Here is a 14,206-nt window from a genome sequence, read left to right as displayed (position 1 = left end):
CGTCATACCTGGGAGGTTATGCGTCAGCGCTTAACGCTGCAACGCACTCGCGTGCGCCGTGTTCACACAACTGTTGATACTCCGCGATAATCGTTTCCACAAAATCGGCGTTTTCCGCCAGATCGTGACCAAAAATGCCGCTTAACCCCAGCAGCGCCGTCACCCGTTCGGCTCCCTGGAACTGTTGGTTAATGCGCTGGAATTCGGCCTGCATTGGGTCGACAACATCAATGACTTGCCCCTGTTCATCCACACCGTGGGTGTAGCGCATCCAGCCCGCGATGCCCAGTGCCAGATGACGCCAGCCGCTGCCGTTTTGCAGATGCAGACGCACCGGATCCAGCAGGCGCTGCGGCAGTTTCTGGCTGCCATCCATCGCAATCTGCCAGGTACGGTGGCGCAGAGACGGGTTGCTGAAACGCTCGATCAGCAGCGTCGCGTAGGCACTGAGATCGGTACCTTCCGGCATCGACAGCGTTGGCGCTTGCTCCTGCATCATCAGTGCAAACGCCGCTTTGCGGTACGCTGGATTGGTCATAGTGTCAGCGATGGTTTCATAACCGCCAAGATAGCCCAGATAAGCGAGGAAAGAGTGGCTACCGTTGAGCATGCGCAGTTTCATCATTTCAAACGGTACTACGTCGGCAACAAACTGTGCGCCGACTTTGTCCCAGTCAGGACGACCGTTAACAAAGTTGTCTTCAATCACCCACTGGCGGAACGGTTCGCAGGCGATAGCGCACGGATCGTAAACGCCCAACTGGTCGGCAATCTCTTGCAACGTTTCTGGCGTCGCCGCCGGAACAATGCGGTCGACCATGGTGCATGGGAAAGTGGCGTTCGCTTCAATCCACTGCGCCAGCTGCGGATCGCGCGCCTGCGCCAGGCCCAGCACCGCAACTTTCGCCACATGGCCATTTTCGCGCACGTTATCGCAGGACATCACGGTAAAGGCCGCCAGCCCCTGCTCACGACGCAGATGCAGCGCCTGTACGATGTAACCAATCGCCGATTTCGGCGCGGCCGGATTCGCCAGATCGTGTTTAATCAGCGGGTTATTGAGATCTAACTGGCCGCTGGCGGCATCGGTGCAGTAGCCTTTTTCCGTGACCGTCAGCGAGACAATTGCCGTCTGCGGGCGCGCCATAGCCTGTAAAATACCGTCACAACCGTCAAGCTCCGGGTGCAGGGCTTCTTTCATTGAGCCAATCACTTTCAGCACGGTATTGTCCGCGCCTTTTTCCGCCACGGTATACAGCAATTGTTGCTTGCGCAGGTTTTCAATCAGTATGCAGTCATTACCCGGCATCAGGTTAACTTCACAGATACCCCAGTCGCTGTCGGTGGTTTCCAGCAGATGGTGGGTGTACAGCGCCTGATGCGCGCGGTGGAAAGCGCCGCATCCCAGGTGAACAATGCGGGATTGCAGACGAGAGCTGTCCCATGCGGGGCGTGCAACCGGCAGGTTGCTATTGGCAATTGTCGTTGTCATCGTGAACTCCAGATCCCGTCGGAAAGACCAACGGAGAGAAAAGAAAAAAGCCGGCCAGACAGGCGACCGGCAACACTGCTTTAGCGGCTAAAGAAAGCGCGCTGGATAGCCATCTCAACGCCACGTACTTCCGCCAGGCCTTTCAGGCGACCAATCGCGGAGTAACCTGGGTTGGTTTTCTTTTTCAGGTCGTCAAGCATCTGGTGACCGTGGTCCGGGCGCATAGGAATCAGATCCTCTTTGCCCTCGGCTTTACGGCGCTGTTCTTCCTCAACGATCGCTTTCACTACTTCGTACATGTCGACGTCGCCGTTAAGATGCGCCGCTTCATGGAAAGTTTTCGGGTTATCTTCACGCAGCGTGGAGCGCAAATGGGTGAAGTAAATGCGCGGGCCAAACTGTTTGATCATGTCGACCAGGTCGTTATCCGCACGAACGCCGTAGGAGCCGGTACACATGGTGAAACCGTTCGCCATGCTGTTGACCGTATCGACCATCCACTGCATGTCTTCCACGGTGGAAACAATGCGTGGCAGGCCAAGGATTGGGCGCGGCGGATCGTCCGGGTGTACCGCCATGCGCACACCGACCTCTTCTGCTACAGGAATAATCGCCTTCAGGAAGACGGCAAAATTCTCACGCAGCGCAGCTTTATCGATATCCTTATAGCGTTCAAGATGCTGGCGGAACTGGTCGAGCGTGTAGCCCTCTTCCGCGCCCGGCAAACCGGCGATGATATTGCGGGTCAGACGTGCTTTGTCTTCTTCGCTCATGGTGGTGAAGCGTTCATGCGCCTGCGCAATCTCTTCGGCGGTGTAGTCCGCTTCCGCGCCCGGGCGTTTGAGGATATGCAGCTCAAAGGCGGCAAATTCAATTTGATCGAAACGCAGCGCTTTGGAGCCGTCCGGCAGGACGTATTCCAGGTCGGTACGGGTCCAGTCGAGAACCGGCATAAAGTTGTAGCACACGGTACGAATGCCGCACTCGGCCAGGTTACGCAGGCTTTGCTGGTAGTTGGCAATCCACTGCTGATAGTTGCCGGAACGGGTTTTAATGTCTTCGTGGATCGGTACGCTTTCGACGACCGACCATACCAGACCCGCCTGCTCAATAATGGCTTTGCGTTTTAGGATCTCATCAACCGTCCACACTTCCCCGTTCGGGATATGGTGCAAGGCGGTAACAACGCCCGTAGCACCCGCCTGACGTACATCCGCTAAGGTGACCGGATCGTTAGGACCATACCAGCGCCATGTCTGTTCCATGTTTTATTCCTCATTTACGTTATGGACTCGACGATATGGCACATAAATTCCTCCTTTTGGTATTACATGTCAACCTGAAGCGCTAAATTGGTTAACCAAATCACGATACCTGCTGATTAGATCGCCTTTTTACGTCCAGACAACCCAGTATTAATGTAAACATGTAACGCAATGTGACATCCATCGCATCATAGGTTGACCAATATATGTAACATCTCAACCAAAATCATAATAGTTCAACCAAAGTAAGGTAGACGTTATATGCACGTTCTCAATATTCTGTGGGTTGTATTCGGCATCGGCCTGATGCTGGTGCTCAATTTAAGATTCAAAATAAACTCGATGGTCGCCCTGCTGCTGGCGGCACTCTCGGTCGGTATGCTGGCGGGAATGGATTTAATGGAACTGCTGCATACCATGAAATCCGGCTTTGGCAGCACGCTGGGTGAGCTGGCGATTATCGTGGTATTCGGGGCAGTCATCGGTAAGCTGATGGTTGACTCCGGGGCGGCGCATCAGATTGCCCATACACTGCTGGCGCGACTCGGTCTACGTTACGTGCAGCTGTCGGTGATCATTATTGGTCTGATCTTCGGCCTGGCGATGTTCTATGAAGTGGCGTTTATTATGCTGGCACCGCTGGTGATCGTCATTGCCGCGGAAGCGAAGATCCCGTTCCTCAAGCTGGCGATTCCTGCGGTTGCCGCCGCCACCACCGCTCACTCACTGTTCCCACCGCAGCCGGGTCCGGTCGCGCTGGTTAACGCCTACGGCGCTGACATGGGCATGGTCTACATCTACGGTATCCTGGTGACCATTCCGAGCGTGATCTGCGCCGGGCTTATTCTGCCGAAATTCCTCGGCAACCTCGATCGTCCAACGCCGTCATTCATGAAGGCCGACGTACCGGTTGACCAGAACAACCTGCCGTCCTTCGGAGTTTCTATCCTGGTGCCGCTGATCCCGGCGATCATCATGATCTCCACCACCATCGCCAACATCTGGCTGGTGAAAGGGACGCAGGCGTGGGAAGTGGTCAACTTCTTAGGCTCCTCGCCGATTGCAATGTTTATCGCCATGGTTGTCGCCTTCGTGCTGTTTGGTACCGCGCGCGGTCATGACATGCAGTGGGTAATGAACGCCTTTGAAAACGCGGTGAAAAGCATCGCCATGGTGATCCTGATCATCGGCGCGGGCGGCGTACTGAAGCAAACCATTATCGATACCGGCATCGGCGATACCATCGGCATGCTGATGTCGCACGGTAATATTTCTCCGTACATTATGGCGTGGTTGATAACCGTACTGATTCGTCTGGCAACGGGTCAGGGCGTGGTCTCAGCCATGACGGCCGCGGGGATTATTAGCGCAGCAATCCTCGACCCGGCAACCGGTCAACTGGTCGGCGTCGACCCGGCGTTGCTGGTACTGGCAACAGCGGCGGGTTCCAACACACTGACCCATATCAACGATGCTTCGTTCTGGCTGTTCAAAGGCTACTTTGACCTGTCGGTGAAGGATACGCTGAAAACCTGGGGTCTGCTGGAGCTGGTAAACTCCGTGGTTGGCCTGATTATCGTGTTGATCATCAGCATGATTGCATAACGTCGATACCGCTCTGGCCTATAGCGCCAGAGCGGTTTTCCATCCTGCCTCAACAATCCTCAATAATCAGATACACCGCCTTCACCGGGCCATGTACCCCAACCACCTTGATAAGCTCAATATCCGCCGTCGAGCTGGGTCCACTGATGATATTAATGCACGATGGCATACGCTCACCGGCCTGTGCTTTCTGATGCAGTTTTTCTGCCAGCTGCGCCACGCGCGGCAGGATGGTGCTTTTACGCAGCACGAAAATCGAGGACTCCGGCAACAGGCTCAGGGAACGCCCGCGCTCCGGTGCGGAAAACAGCACCACGCCGCCGGACTCGGTCAGGCCATATTCGGCATACACTACGCCGACTTTCGCCTGCTCGGCCTGGGTAATATTTTCGCTACCACGCGCCGGATCCCAGACCACGGCGTTGCATTCCTGCTGCAAGCGTTCGGTGATACCCAGCTCCACCAGCCGGCTGTCGCCGCTCAGCACCACCGGCTGCTGACCCAATTCTTCGCACAGGCGTAACGCCGCGTCTGCGGCCAGGTCCTCGCGAGTCAGCTCGCAGCGAGCCAGCATCACTTCGCTGGCGAACTGGATGAACGCATCGCAGCGCTGCTGCGGGCTAAGCTCGGTCAGGCGCTCGTTGGCATAGTTGTTAACCGGCGCGGCATCCGCTTGCGGTTCGAAACGCAGCGGGCGACCCAGCGCCTGGGCGATGGTGTTTAAAAACGCGGTACGGTTATCCATTCTTTTTCTCCTGCGCCTGATGTTTCTTAAACCAGCTGCGGAAGCTCTCGCCGTCAGCATCAGGCAGATCGCGCGCCTCCATCCAGTCACCAATCGCGCCAACCTTGAGCGGGGTTTTGCCGCCATTGATAAACCAGCTCGCCGCATGCGCGCCCGCCATCATCCCGACTTTCCACAGCCCCGGATGGCTATTGGCATAGGCGAACATCTTGATCGCCCGTCGCTCGACTTTCGGCGTAATGCCCTCCTCGGCCATCACCCGGCGATGACGCAGGATCAGTTTTGACAGAGGAATGCGCACCGGGCAGACGCTGTCACAGGCCGTGCATAAAGAACAGGCGTACGGCAGATCCTTAAAATCTTTATAGCCGCCGAGCAGCGGAGAAATCACCGCGCCGATAGGTCCAGGATAGATAGAGCCATAGCCGTGTCCGCCGATGTGACGGTACGCCGGACAGGTGTTCATACAGGCTCCGCAGCGGATGCAGCGCAGCACATCGCGAAACTCTGAGCCCAGCACCTGCGAGCGACCGTTATCGACAATCACCAGATGGAACTCTTCCGGTCCGTCAACGTTATCCGCCTCACGCGGGCCGGTCAGCCAGGTGTTGTAGCCCGTCAGACGTGCGCCCACGGCGCTGCGCGCCAGCATGGTGATCAGCACATCCACCTCGGCAAAGGTCGGCGCGATACGCTCCATGCCCATCACCGCAATGTGCGTTTTCGGCAGCGTGGTGCACATGCGCGCGTTGCCTTCGTTGGTCACCAGACACACCGAGCCGGTTTCCGCCACGGCAAAGTTACAGCCGGTAATACCGATTTCGGCACTGAGGAAATCCTCACGGATCTTCTGACGAATGAATAAGGTCATGGCTTCCGGGGTTTCCGGGCCGTCATACCCCAGACGTTCGTTCAGCACGCGGCGGATCTGATAGCGATCTTTATGAATCGCCGGGACCACGACGTGCGAAGGAGGATCCTGATCCAGTTGCAGGATATATTCCCCGAGATCGGTTTCGATCACCTGGATTCCGGCATCCTGCAGCACATGGTTGACGCCGATCTCTTCGGTCACCATCGACTTGGACTTCACCACCTTCTGCGCATTTTTACTTTGCGCAACCTGCAAAATGTAGCGAGTGGCATCTTCTTTGGTTTTGGCGAAATAGACGTGCCCGCCGTTTTCCGTCACTTTCTCGGAGAGTTGATACAGGTAAGCGTCGAGGTTGCTCAGAACGTGATCGCGGATCTGGCTGGCACGATCGCGCCAGTCTTCCCAGTGGCCTAACTCATCGACCATTTTTTGCCGATTTGCGCCGATACGCTCCTGCGCATTAGCCACGGCTTTGCGCATGATCGGATCTTCTATCTGCTGACGAATGCGCAGTTTAAATTCTACATCGCTGGTTTTTATCGACATCTCTTTCCCCTCAGCGGCTCATCAGCACTTCAGCAATATGCATCACTTTGACCGGCTGGCCTTCCCGTTGCAGTCGGCCGCCAATGTTCAGCAGGCAGCTGACGTCTGCGCCAATCAAATATTCCGGCTTTGCATCCATCAGATGTAAGACTTTCTCTTTCACCATCTCACCGGATATTTCGGCCATCTTGACCGAGAACGTTCCGCCAAAGCCGCAGCAGGTATCCTGATCGGCAAACGTCAGCAGCTCCAGTCCGCGCACGTTTTTCAGCAGCGTGAGCGGCTCTTCCTTCACCCCCAGTTTGCGGGTCAGGCTACAGGAAGGATGATACACAGCGCGCCCCTGCAGGCTGGCGCCAACGTCCACCACGCCCAGTTTGTTGACGATAAAGGAGGTGAGATCCTGCATACGCGCGGAAACTTTCTCAGCACGTAGCGCCCATTCCGGTTCATCGGCCAGATACGTCGGGTAGCTTTTTACCGCGTAGGTGCAGGAGCCCGCAGGGGAGATAATCGGATCGTCGTTGTCTTCCAGCGCGGCGATCAGGTTTTTCATCCCAGGGATCGCCTCTTTGATGTAACCGCTGTTGATGGCTGGCTGACCGCAACACCCTTGCTTCTCGGGGAAATTCACGCGACACCCCAGTTTTTCCAGCAGCAATACGGAGTCTCGTGCCATCCGTGATTTCAGTGCGTCACCAATGCAGGTAACAAAGAAATTTACATTCACAATAACTACTCCATTGCTTCATTTCTGTTTATTGCGCTTGATATCGCGATATCAAACAAATGTTCATTCGTATTTCATGCCCAGTTTTTATGTTTGCTGGTTTTACCAATACCTGGGTTCATAGTGTTGGTCGGATCATTTTCCTGATAAAAACGTGCCAAATTTTCCGGCGCTTTATACAGATGACCGACATTGTGTTCCGCCGGATATTGCGCTCCGCGTTGGCGCAGTAATTCCAGCATCTGTTCTTTTAACGCGTGGGCATCTACGCCTTTTTTAACGATATAATCCTGATGGAAGACATAGCACATAAAATGACCGTAATAGAGTTTATGCACCAACTGACTATCAATTTCTGCCGGTAAATGCTCATACCATTCGGTATCATTACGGCGTAATGCAATATCCAGCGCGAGAATATCCTCAACCTCATCGGAATGAACGGCCTGATAACGAATGGCAGCGCCCGCAGCGGCAAAACGATGCAGAAACGCCTTACTGCCCTCTTCCGCGGTACAGGTAAAGAACGCGCCCTCGGCCGATTTAAAATAGTCCGTTAACCATGCCTGGGCTTCGGCCACACCATCGCCTGACATTTTCAGCATTAGATGGTGTTCATAGTTATCGCGCCAGGTCTTCATCCGCGCCGGGAGATGGCTCGGGAACAGATGGCTAAAAGCCTGCATAGCGCGGTCGGTAAAGTGCGGACGAAAAATCTTCACCTTCTCAAGTATGGCCTCGGTACGCCCCTTCAGGTTGAAGAAGAACGGCATTTTGTCCGTACCAAGTTTGTCGATCATCAGGAAGGTATCTTTGCTGTATTTCTCTGCAATATCATAGATATCGCGGTGCATATACTCCCCAGCTACCGGCAGGTTTGTAAAATTCGCCAGGATGTGGCGGCGAATCTCGGTCAGGACATCAGTCTGATTGGTACCGATATAAAAGACCTGCTGGTTCTTCTCGGCTTCAAAGGTATCCAGACGTACGGCAAACACCGCTAACTTGCCCGCGCAGCCAGAGGATTCAAACAGGCGATCCGGGTCAGCGTTGTAACGTGCTGGCGTGTCGGCATTGATGTCCCGCACGCGGCTAACATAGTCGTGATCGTGCGCGTGACGCCCGTCATGGTTGACGAGCGCGGCTTCAATCGCATTGTTATCCAGCCGGGCAAGGATTTGCTCTGGCGTCTGACCTAGCTCAATGCCAAGGTGATTGACCAGCTGCAAGCGTCCCTGTTCATCAATGCGGGCAAACAGCGACATCTCGGTGTAAGCCGGGCCTCGCTGGACCAGAGAACCGCCCGAGTTATTACAGATACCGCCGATAACCGACGCGCCGATGCACGAAGAGCCGATCACCGAATGCGGCTCACGGCCAAACGGCTTCAGCGCCTTTTCCAGCGAGTACAGCGTGGTGCCCGGATAAGCCAGCACCTGCTTGCCCTCATCCAGCACATGCAGACTGTCCAGCCGCAGCGTGCTGATAATGACGATCTCGCGGTCGTAGTCATTACCATTTGGCGTCGAACCCTCGGTCAGGCCAGTGTTCGACGCCTGCATCAGGATTATTTTATCGGCCTCAACGCAGGCGCTAAGGACTTTCCAGAGTTCAAGCAAAGAGCCGGGGATAACCACCGCCAGAGCATCACCCTGACCCGAGCGGAATCCCTTACGGTAACGCGCAGTTTTTGACGGTTCGGTGAGGATATGAGCAGGGCCAACCAATTGGGTAAGAGTCGTCAAAAAGGTCTTATTATCAGTATGTTTCATGGAGGGCGGCTCTCCGCTCCTTATATCAGGGCCAGTGAAAATGGCTATAAGTTCATTTGTATGACAAAACAGAATATTCCCTCAATCAATATCCACATGCAATACCCCATTTTATTTCTTTCGGTACCGCTCACATTTTTTTAATGAAATTACTACTACCACATAATTCATACTCCGTTCTTTTACTGGATGCCAAAACGCTTATTTCATTTATTGCAAAGACCGCTTCATACCTATTAATGATTAACTCTAATGGGTATTATTATATTTAGTGGTTATTCATATTTAATAAAAAAATAACATTATTTATACAATTATTAACCTTTGTAACTTTATTTCACTGAAGCGATTCAGTTTGCATTTTTTATTTTATTATTCAGGTAGCTTCCTTCCCCCTAAATATAGTTAAGTCTAAAAAAGTAAATCGGGAATTGTAATGCACGAATATTTAATGTTTGCTCTGGCACTCTCTCCTTTGCTGCTGATGGTATTTTTAATACTGAAATTAAAAATGCCCATCCATTATTCCGTACTGATCTCTTTGGTATTCACCGCTGCACTATCGGCAATATTCTGGGAAATGCCCGTACAAAATCTGAAAGCCGCGATAGGGTATGGCGCACTGAAGGGACTATGGCCGATCGTGATTGTGATCCTCGGCGCTATTTTCAGTTATAACGTCATGCAGGCGACCAAAGCGCTGGATATTTTGCGCGATATTCTCGCCAGTATTAGCGAAGATAAGCGTATTCAGGTGCTGCTGATTTCATGGTGTTTTGGTGGATTTCTTGAAGCCGCAGCGGGCTATGGCACGGCGGTCGCTATTCCGATCGGCATTCTGATTGCGCTGGGATTCAACCCGCTGAAAGCAGCGATTGCTTCTCTCGTGGCGAATACCGTTCCCACCGCATTCGGCGCGGTCGGGATCCCGGTTTCTATTCTGGCTGAACAGGTTAATCTGCCGGTTTATACCTTAGGCGGAACCATTATTTTGCAGCTCGCGTTGTTTAATATCCTGCTGCCGTTTGTGATTGTCTGCATTATTGGCGGTGGCCTGAAAGCCATTCGCGGCGTATTTCTTATCACGTTGATTTGCGGCATTTCCACGCTGGTTCCACAATATTTTGTCGCCATCCATCTTGGCGCGGAATTACCCGCCTTTGCCGGTAGCCTGGTCAGCCTGTTTGCCGTGGCGATGGTCAGTCGCCTGCGCAAAGGGAAAACCGATCCCGAGTGGCGCATTGAGGTCAGCCATACCCGCGAAACCACGCCGCGCTCGGCAAAAGTGTTGTTCCGCGTGGGCTCTATCTATCTGTTTATTTTTGTGTTTATCCTGCTGTGTTCGCCGCTGTTCCCGACAATAAAAGGTACGGCGTCCCAACTGGCTTCTGTGCTGCATTTCACGTTGGCTGACGGCAAAACGATGGCACTGAAAGTTGAATGGGTGACCACACCAGGGATGCTGATTATCTTTGCGACCATTATCGGCGGTTTTATTCAGGGAGCGTCCGCACGCGGGATGCTGGAAGTATTTATCAAAACGATTTTCCAGCTTAAAAACTCTATCGTGGCAATTATGGCGATCGTCGCGCTGGCCACGGTGATGGATCTCAGCGGGATTATCTCCACGCTGGCGCAGTCGATTGTCGATCTGACCGGCAGCTCGTACGTCTTCCTCGCCCCGGTGATTGGCGCGCTGGGCACGTTCGTTACCGGCAGCGATACCAACTCGAACATTCTGTTCGGCAAGCTGCAAACCATAGCTGCCAGCAAGTTACACATCGATCCCAACTGGCTGGCGGCGGCCAATACCTCTGGCGCTACGGGGGGCAAAATGATTTCGCCGCAAAGCATCGCCATCGCGGTTTCTGCCACCAAAATGGACGGTCAGGCCAATCAGATCATGTCTGGCACCATGAAATACTGCTGTGCCTACATTGTGATCCTTGGCCTGAAAGTCGGTCTCTTTTATTACTGGTTTATGGCGTAAGCCATTGTCAACCCCGTCAAATTCGCGGCAATCGTATTTGACGACACAGTGACCAAAAAGGTTTACACCACCCCAGAAACGGAACAAGGCGACAGGCTTTACGATTTGTCGGCGCTGACTAAAATAGCGCCGATGTTTCAAATCGAGGATTGTTGTTATGTTGTTCTGGAAAAAGATGGTGAAGAAGTTCGACGCCTTTTCCGCGTTGATTCCACCACGCTACTTCCGCGTGTAATACCTGGCACTTATGCCTGATGGCGCTTCGCTTATCAGGCCTACATTTCACACTCATTTATAGGCCTGCGTTTCACGCTCATTTATAGGCCGGATAAGGCGCGAGCCGCATCCGGCAGCAACAGCAGCGTAAAATGCTCACCCCTTTCTCTTACGCAGACCGCATGCTCTTAACACCGCCACCCACAGACGAAGCCACGCAAAACGGTAGACCAGCGGATGCTGAAGCCGCAGCAATGTCAGAAACATAAAGCCTCCCTGCGACGCTACAGTACCGCTGCCCGATAGAGAATTTGCGGATCCATTATCTGGTGACGCGCATCTATCAGCCGCAGTTCATACGAATCATACTCTTTTGTCAGTCGCATCACCGCATCGACGACACTGGTGGTCCGCTCCAGCGCCTGCTTATCCTCATAACCATTGAGCAGTGAGGCCAGCATCACGCTGCAAATCAGATCCCCAACGCCCACCGGCATTTTGGCAAAGGTATACAGCGGCCGGGCAATGTGTAACATCTGTTCCGGCGTCACCAGCAGCATTTCAAACGCCTGTTTGTCCCGTGAGCAGTCGCCGAGATGCTTCACCAGCACCTTTTTCACCCCCCATGCCACCAGCTGTTGCGCAGCTTCCACCACCTCGTCAAAACCACGCAGTTGTCTGCCAGTCAGCACGCCCAGCTCATAGAGATTCGGTCCCATTATGTCGGCCAGTTGAATGGCATCATCGACAAAAAAGGACTCTACGCCCTGCGCGACAATGCAGCCTTTTTGCGGATCGCCCATCACCGGATCGCAAAAATAGAGCGCCTGCGGATTACGCTGACGAATGGTGGTGACCGCGTGCTTCACCTCTTCACAATGACGTTTATCTCCAAGATACCCGGACAGCACGGCATCGCATTGCGCCAGCTTTTGCAGGTCATCCAGCCCGCTGATGATGGCACTCAGCTCGCCGTGCGGCATCGCCATGCCCTGCCACATCCCGTACTGGGTGTGGTTGGAAAACTGTACGGTGTAAAACGGCCAGACATCGATCCCCGAAAGCTGCATCGGCAGCACAGCGGCTTTATTTCCGGCATAGCCATAAACGACTGACGACTGAACAGACAACACGTTTTTCATTTTGACTCCGTCTAACGAAACGTTGGCAGCAGACCAAATACGTCCAGAACAACCGTCAGATAGACAACCGCCCCACAGACAATCACCAGGTTAAGCACGGTGTTATTACAAGGCGCGGTATAGCTGGCGGTCGGGAAACGTTTCCGCGCGGCTTTCACCAGGAACGGCGGCAGGATCACGCTCCAGATGGTAAAGGCCAGACCGGCGTAGCCAATCGCGTGCACAAAACCGTTCGGGAAGAAGAAGCACACGGCGGCTGGCGGAAAGTAGGTCACCAGCGCGGTTTTCAGGCGGCCCATGCCGTCATCCGGGAAGTGAAACAGGTCGGCGATATAATCGAACAAGCCAAGCGTCGCCGCCAGCAGAGAACTGGCTACTGCGAAGTTGCCGAAGAAGGTCAGGATCAGATCCATATACCGGCTGGTGAACAGCTCGCTGATGGCCTCAACAAACACATCGATATTGCCGCCTTTGGCGATAATTGGCGGGAACGCGGAACGGCTGATGTTACCCATCGTGACGCCCAGCCAGAAGATGTACAGCAGCAGGGCAAACAGCGTACCGATGATAATCGAACGCGTGATATTCGGGACCCCACTCTTGCCATACAGCTTGACCAGGCTCGGCACGTTACCGTGAAAACCAAACGAGATAATACAGAACGGCAGCGTCATCAGAATGTAAGGCAGGTACTGTGAGTTGGGCAGCGCCACCGCCACGCTGTCGACAAGTTTCGCCACTTCAATATGACCAACCAGCCCGGAGAAAGTAGCAAAGAACGCGATAAACTTACCGATAATCAACACGGTAGTGATGCGTCCAACCAGCAAGGAGCTGTACCAGGCAATCGCGCCGACTAGCATACTGACGATCACCACCGAGATATTCGCCGGAAAGCGCACGCCGCTGTATTTGAACACGGTTTGCGCCATCACCGCTGACGATCCGGAAATATAGGCATAGGTCAGAATATACAGCACAAAGCCGAAAGCGATACCGACTACGATATTCCACTTACGGCCTAATAAATCCTGAGTAAAGGTATTAAAACTGGCACCGGCACCATAATGCAGATTAACTTCAACCAGCATCAGACCGGTTAATAACATCATGATGGCGATAAACAGAAGAATAACAGACGCACCGGGGAACCATACGCCGGCCATCGCAATCGGCAGGGAGAACATCCCGCCACCCACTACGGTTGCGATAACCAACATGGTTCCGCTAATCAGTCCGGGGGTACTACTCTGTCGCTCAATGGCATTAATATCCATGATAAATGTTCCTGTAGACTATTCGTTATAATTACAGCTGTCATTTGTACATCATGCGGATAATAAAAATGTCGGAGTCAGGGTTTACTTTTTTTTAGTTATGTCACGGTAACGAGCACCGCAAAGGCTTCCTGTTCATGGAAAAGGAATACAAAAAAGCCCCATCATGTGATGGGGCCATAACTATTTTTTAGATGTAATCAAAGCGTGCAGTAAAGAAACGGTAATGACTCCAACTTATTGATAGTGTTTTATGTTCAGATAATGCCCGATGACTTTGTCATGCAGCTCCACCGATTTTGAGAACGACAGCGACTTCCGTCCCAGCCGTGCCAGGTGCTGCCTCAGATTCAGGTTATGCCGCTCAATTCGCTGCGTATATCGCTTGCTGATTACGTGCAGCTTTCCCTTCAGGCGGGATTCATACAGCGGCCAGCCATCCGTCATCCATATCACCACGTCAAAGGGTGACAGCAGGCTCATAAGACGCCCCAGCGTCGCCATAGTGCGTTCACCGAATACGTGCGCAACAACCGTCTTCCGGAGCCTGTC

At 53.4% G+C, this 14,206-nt stretch carries 10 protein-coding genes and 1 pseudogene; 2 read left to right on the top strand and 9 right to left on the bottom strand.

Going from position 1 to position 14,206, the window contains the following annotated elements; translation table 11 throughout:
* Positions 1-16: 16 nt before the first annotated feature.
* Together OGX92_RS10035 and uxuA are read right to left on the bottom strand one after the other, a co-directional pair.
* Positions 17-1,492: a fructuronate reductase gene (locus tag OGX92_RS10035; protein ID WP_003830089.1), complete on the bottom strand. Its 1,476-nt coding sequence runs from the start codon at positions 1,490-1,492 to the stop codon at positions 17-19.
* An 80-nt stretch (positions 1,493-1,572) separates the two neighbouring features.
* A complete protein-coding gene (gene uxuA, locus OGX92_RS10030; protein ID WP_003830090.1) occupies positions 1,573-2,757 on the bottom strand; it encodes a mannonate dehydratase in 1,185 nt (394 codons plus the stop codon).
* Between the two features lie 261 nt (positions 2,758-3,018).
* Between uxuA and gntP the strand changes: the two genes are divergently transcribed.
* Positions 3,019-4,362, top strand: coding sequence for a gluconate permease GntP (gntP, locus tag OGX92_RS10025; protein ID WP_003033260.1), 1,344 nt, complete (start codon positions 3,019-3,021; stop codon positions 4,360-4,362).
* Positions 4,363-4,411: 49 nt separating this feature from the next.
* Here gntP and OGX92_RS10020 read toward each other — a convergent pair whose 3' ends face one another.
* The 4 genes from OGX92_RS10020 to dld form a co-directional block, all read right to left on the bottom strand.
* Positions 4,412-5,107 carry a LutC/YkgG family protein gene (locus tag OGX92_RS10020; protein ID WP_003830091.1) on the bottom strand — a complete coding sequence of 232 codons (696 nt, stop codon included), beginning with the start codon at positions 5,105-5,107 and terminating at the stop codon, positions 4,412-4,414.
* Entirely contained in the window at positions 5,100-6,527 is a 1,428-nt protein-coding gene (locus OGX92_RS10015; RefSeq protein WP_286586500.1) for a LutB/LldF family L-lactate oxidation iron-sulfur protein, read from the bottom strand. Before OGX92_RS10015 ends, OGX92_RS10020 begins: the two co-directional genes overlap by 8 nt.
* A 10-nt stretch (positions 6,528-6,537) precedes the next feature.
* A complete protein-coding gene (locus OGX92_RS10010; RefSeq protein ID WP_001102107.1) occupies positions 6,538-7,257 on the bottom strand; it encodes a (Fe-S)-binding protein in 720 nt (239 codons plus the stop codon).
* A 74-nt stretch (positions 7,258-7,331) separates the two neighbouring features.
* The gene (gene dld, locus OGX92_RS10005; RefSeq protein ID WP_286586499.1) at positions 7,332-9,029 is read right to left on the bottom strand and encodes a D-lactate dehydrogenase; all 1,698 of its coding nucleotides are present in this window, start codon (positions 9,027-9,029) and stop codon (positions 7,332-7,334) included.
* Positions 9,030-9,465: 436 nt separating this feature from the next.
* On the opposite strand from dld, the gene OGX92_RS10000 reads away from it, so the two are divergent.
* Positions 9,466-11,019 (top strand): L-lactate permease, encoded by a 1,554-nt coding sequence (locus OGX92_RS10000; protein ID WP_193134969.1) that lies wholly within the window; start codon positions 9,466-9,468, stop codon positions 11,017-11,019.
* A gap of 500 nt (positions 11,020-11,519) precedes the next feature.
* On the opposite strand, the gene pdxY is transcribed toward OGX92_RS10000, so the two are convergent.
* From pdxY to OGX92_RS09985, 3 genes and pseudogenes are all read right to left on the bottom strand, one after another.
* Positions 11,520-12,377, bottom strand: coding sequence for a pyridoxal kinase PdxY (gene pdxY / locus OGX92_RS09995; RefSeq protein WP_197385316.1), 858 nt, complete (start codon positions 12,375-12,377; stop codon positions 11,520-11,522).
* An 11-nt stretch (positions 12,378-12,388) separates the two neighbouring features.
* Complete coding sequence (locus tag OGX92_RS09990) at positions 12,389-13,654, bottom strand: aromatic amino acid transporter (protein ID WP_003830097.1); 1,266 nt, start codon at positions 13,652-13,654, stop codon at positions 12,389-12,391.
* Between the two features lie 237 nt (positions 13,655-13,891).
* A pseudogene (locus OGX92_RS09985) lies at positions 13,892-14,206 on the bottom strand (IS1-like element IS1B family transposase); the annotation flags it as partial.

Source organism: Citrobacter sp. Cpo089 (assembly GCF_030332695.1).
Taxonomy (GTDB): Bacteria; Pseudomonadota; Gammaproteobacteria; order Enterobacterales; family Enterobacteriaceae; genus Citrobacter; species Citrobacter portucalensis.
The sequence above is the reverse complement of the archived record's forward strand: the minus strand, read 5'-3'. Positions and strand labels throughout refer to the sequence as shown.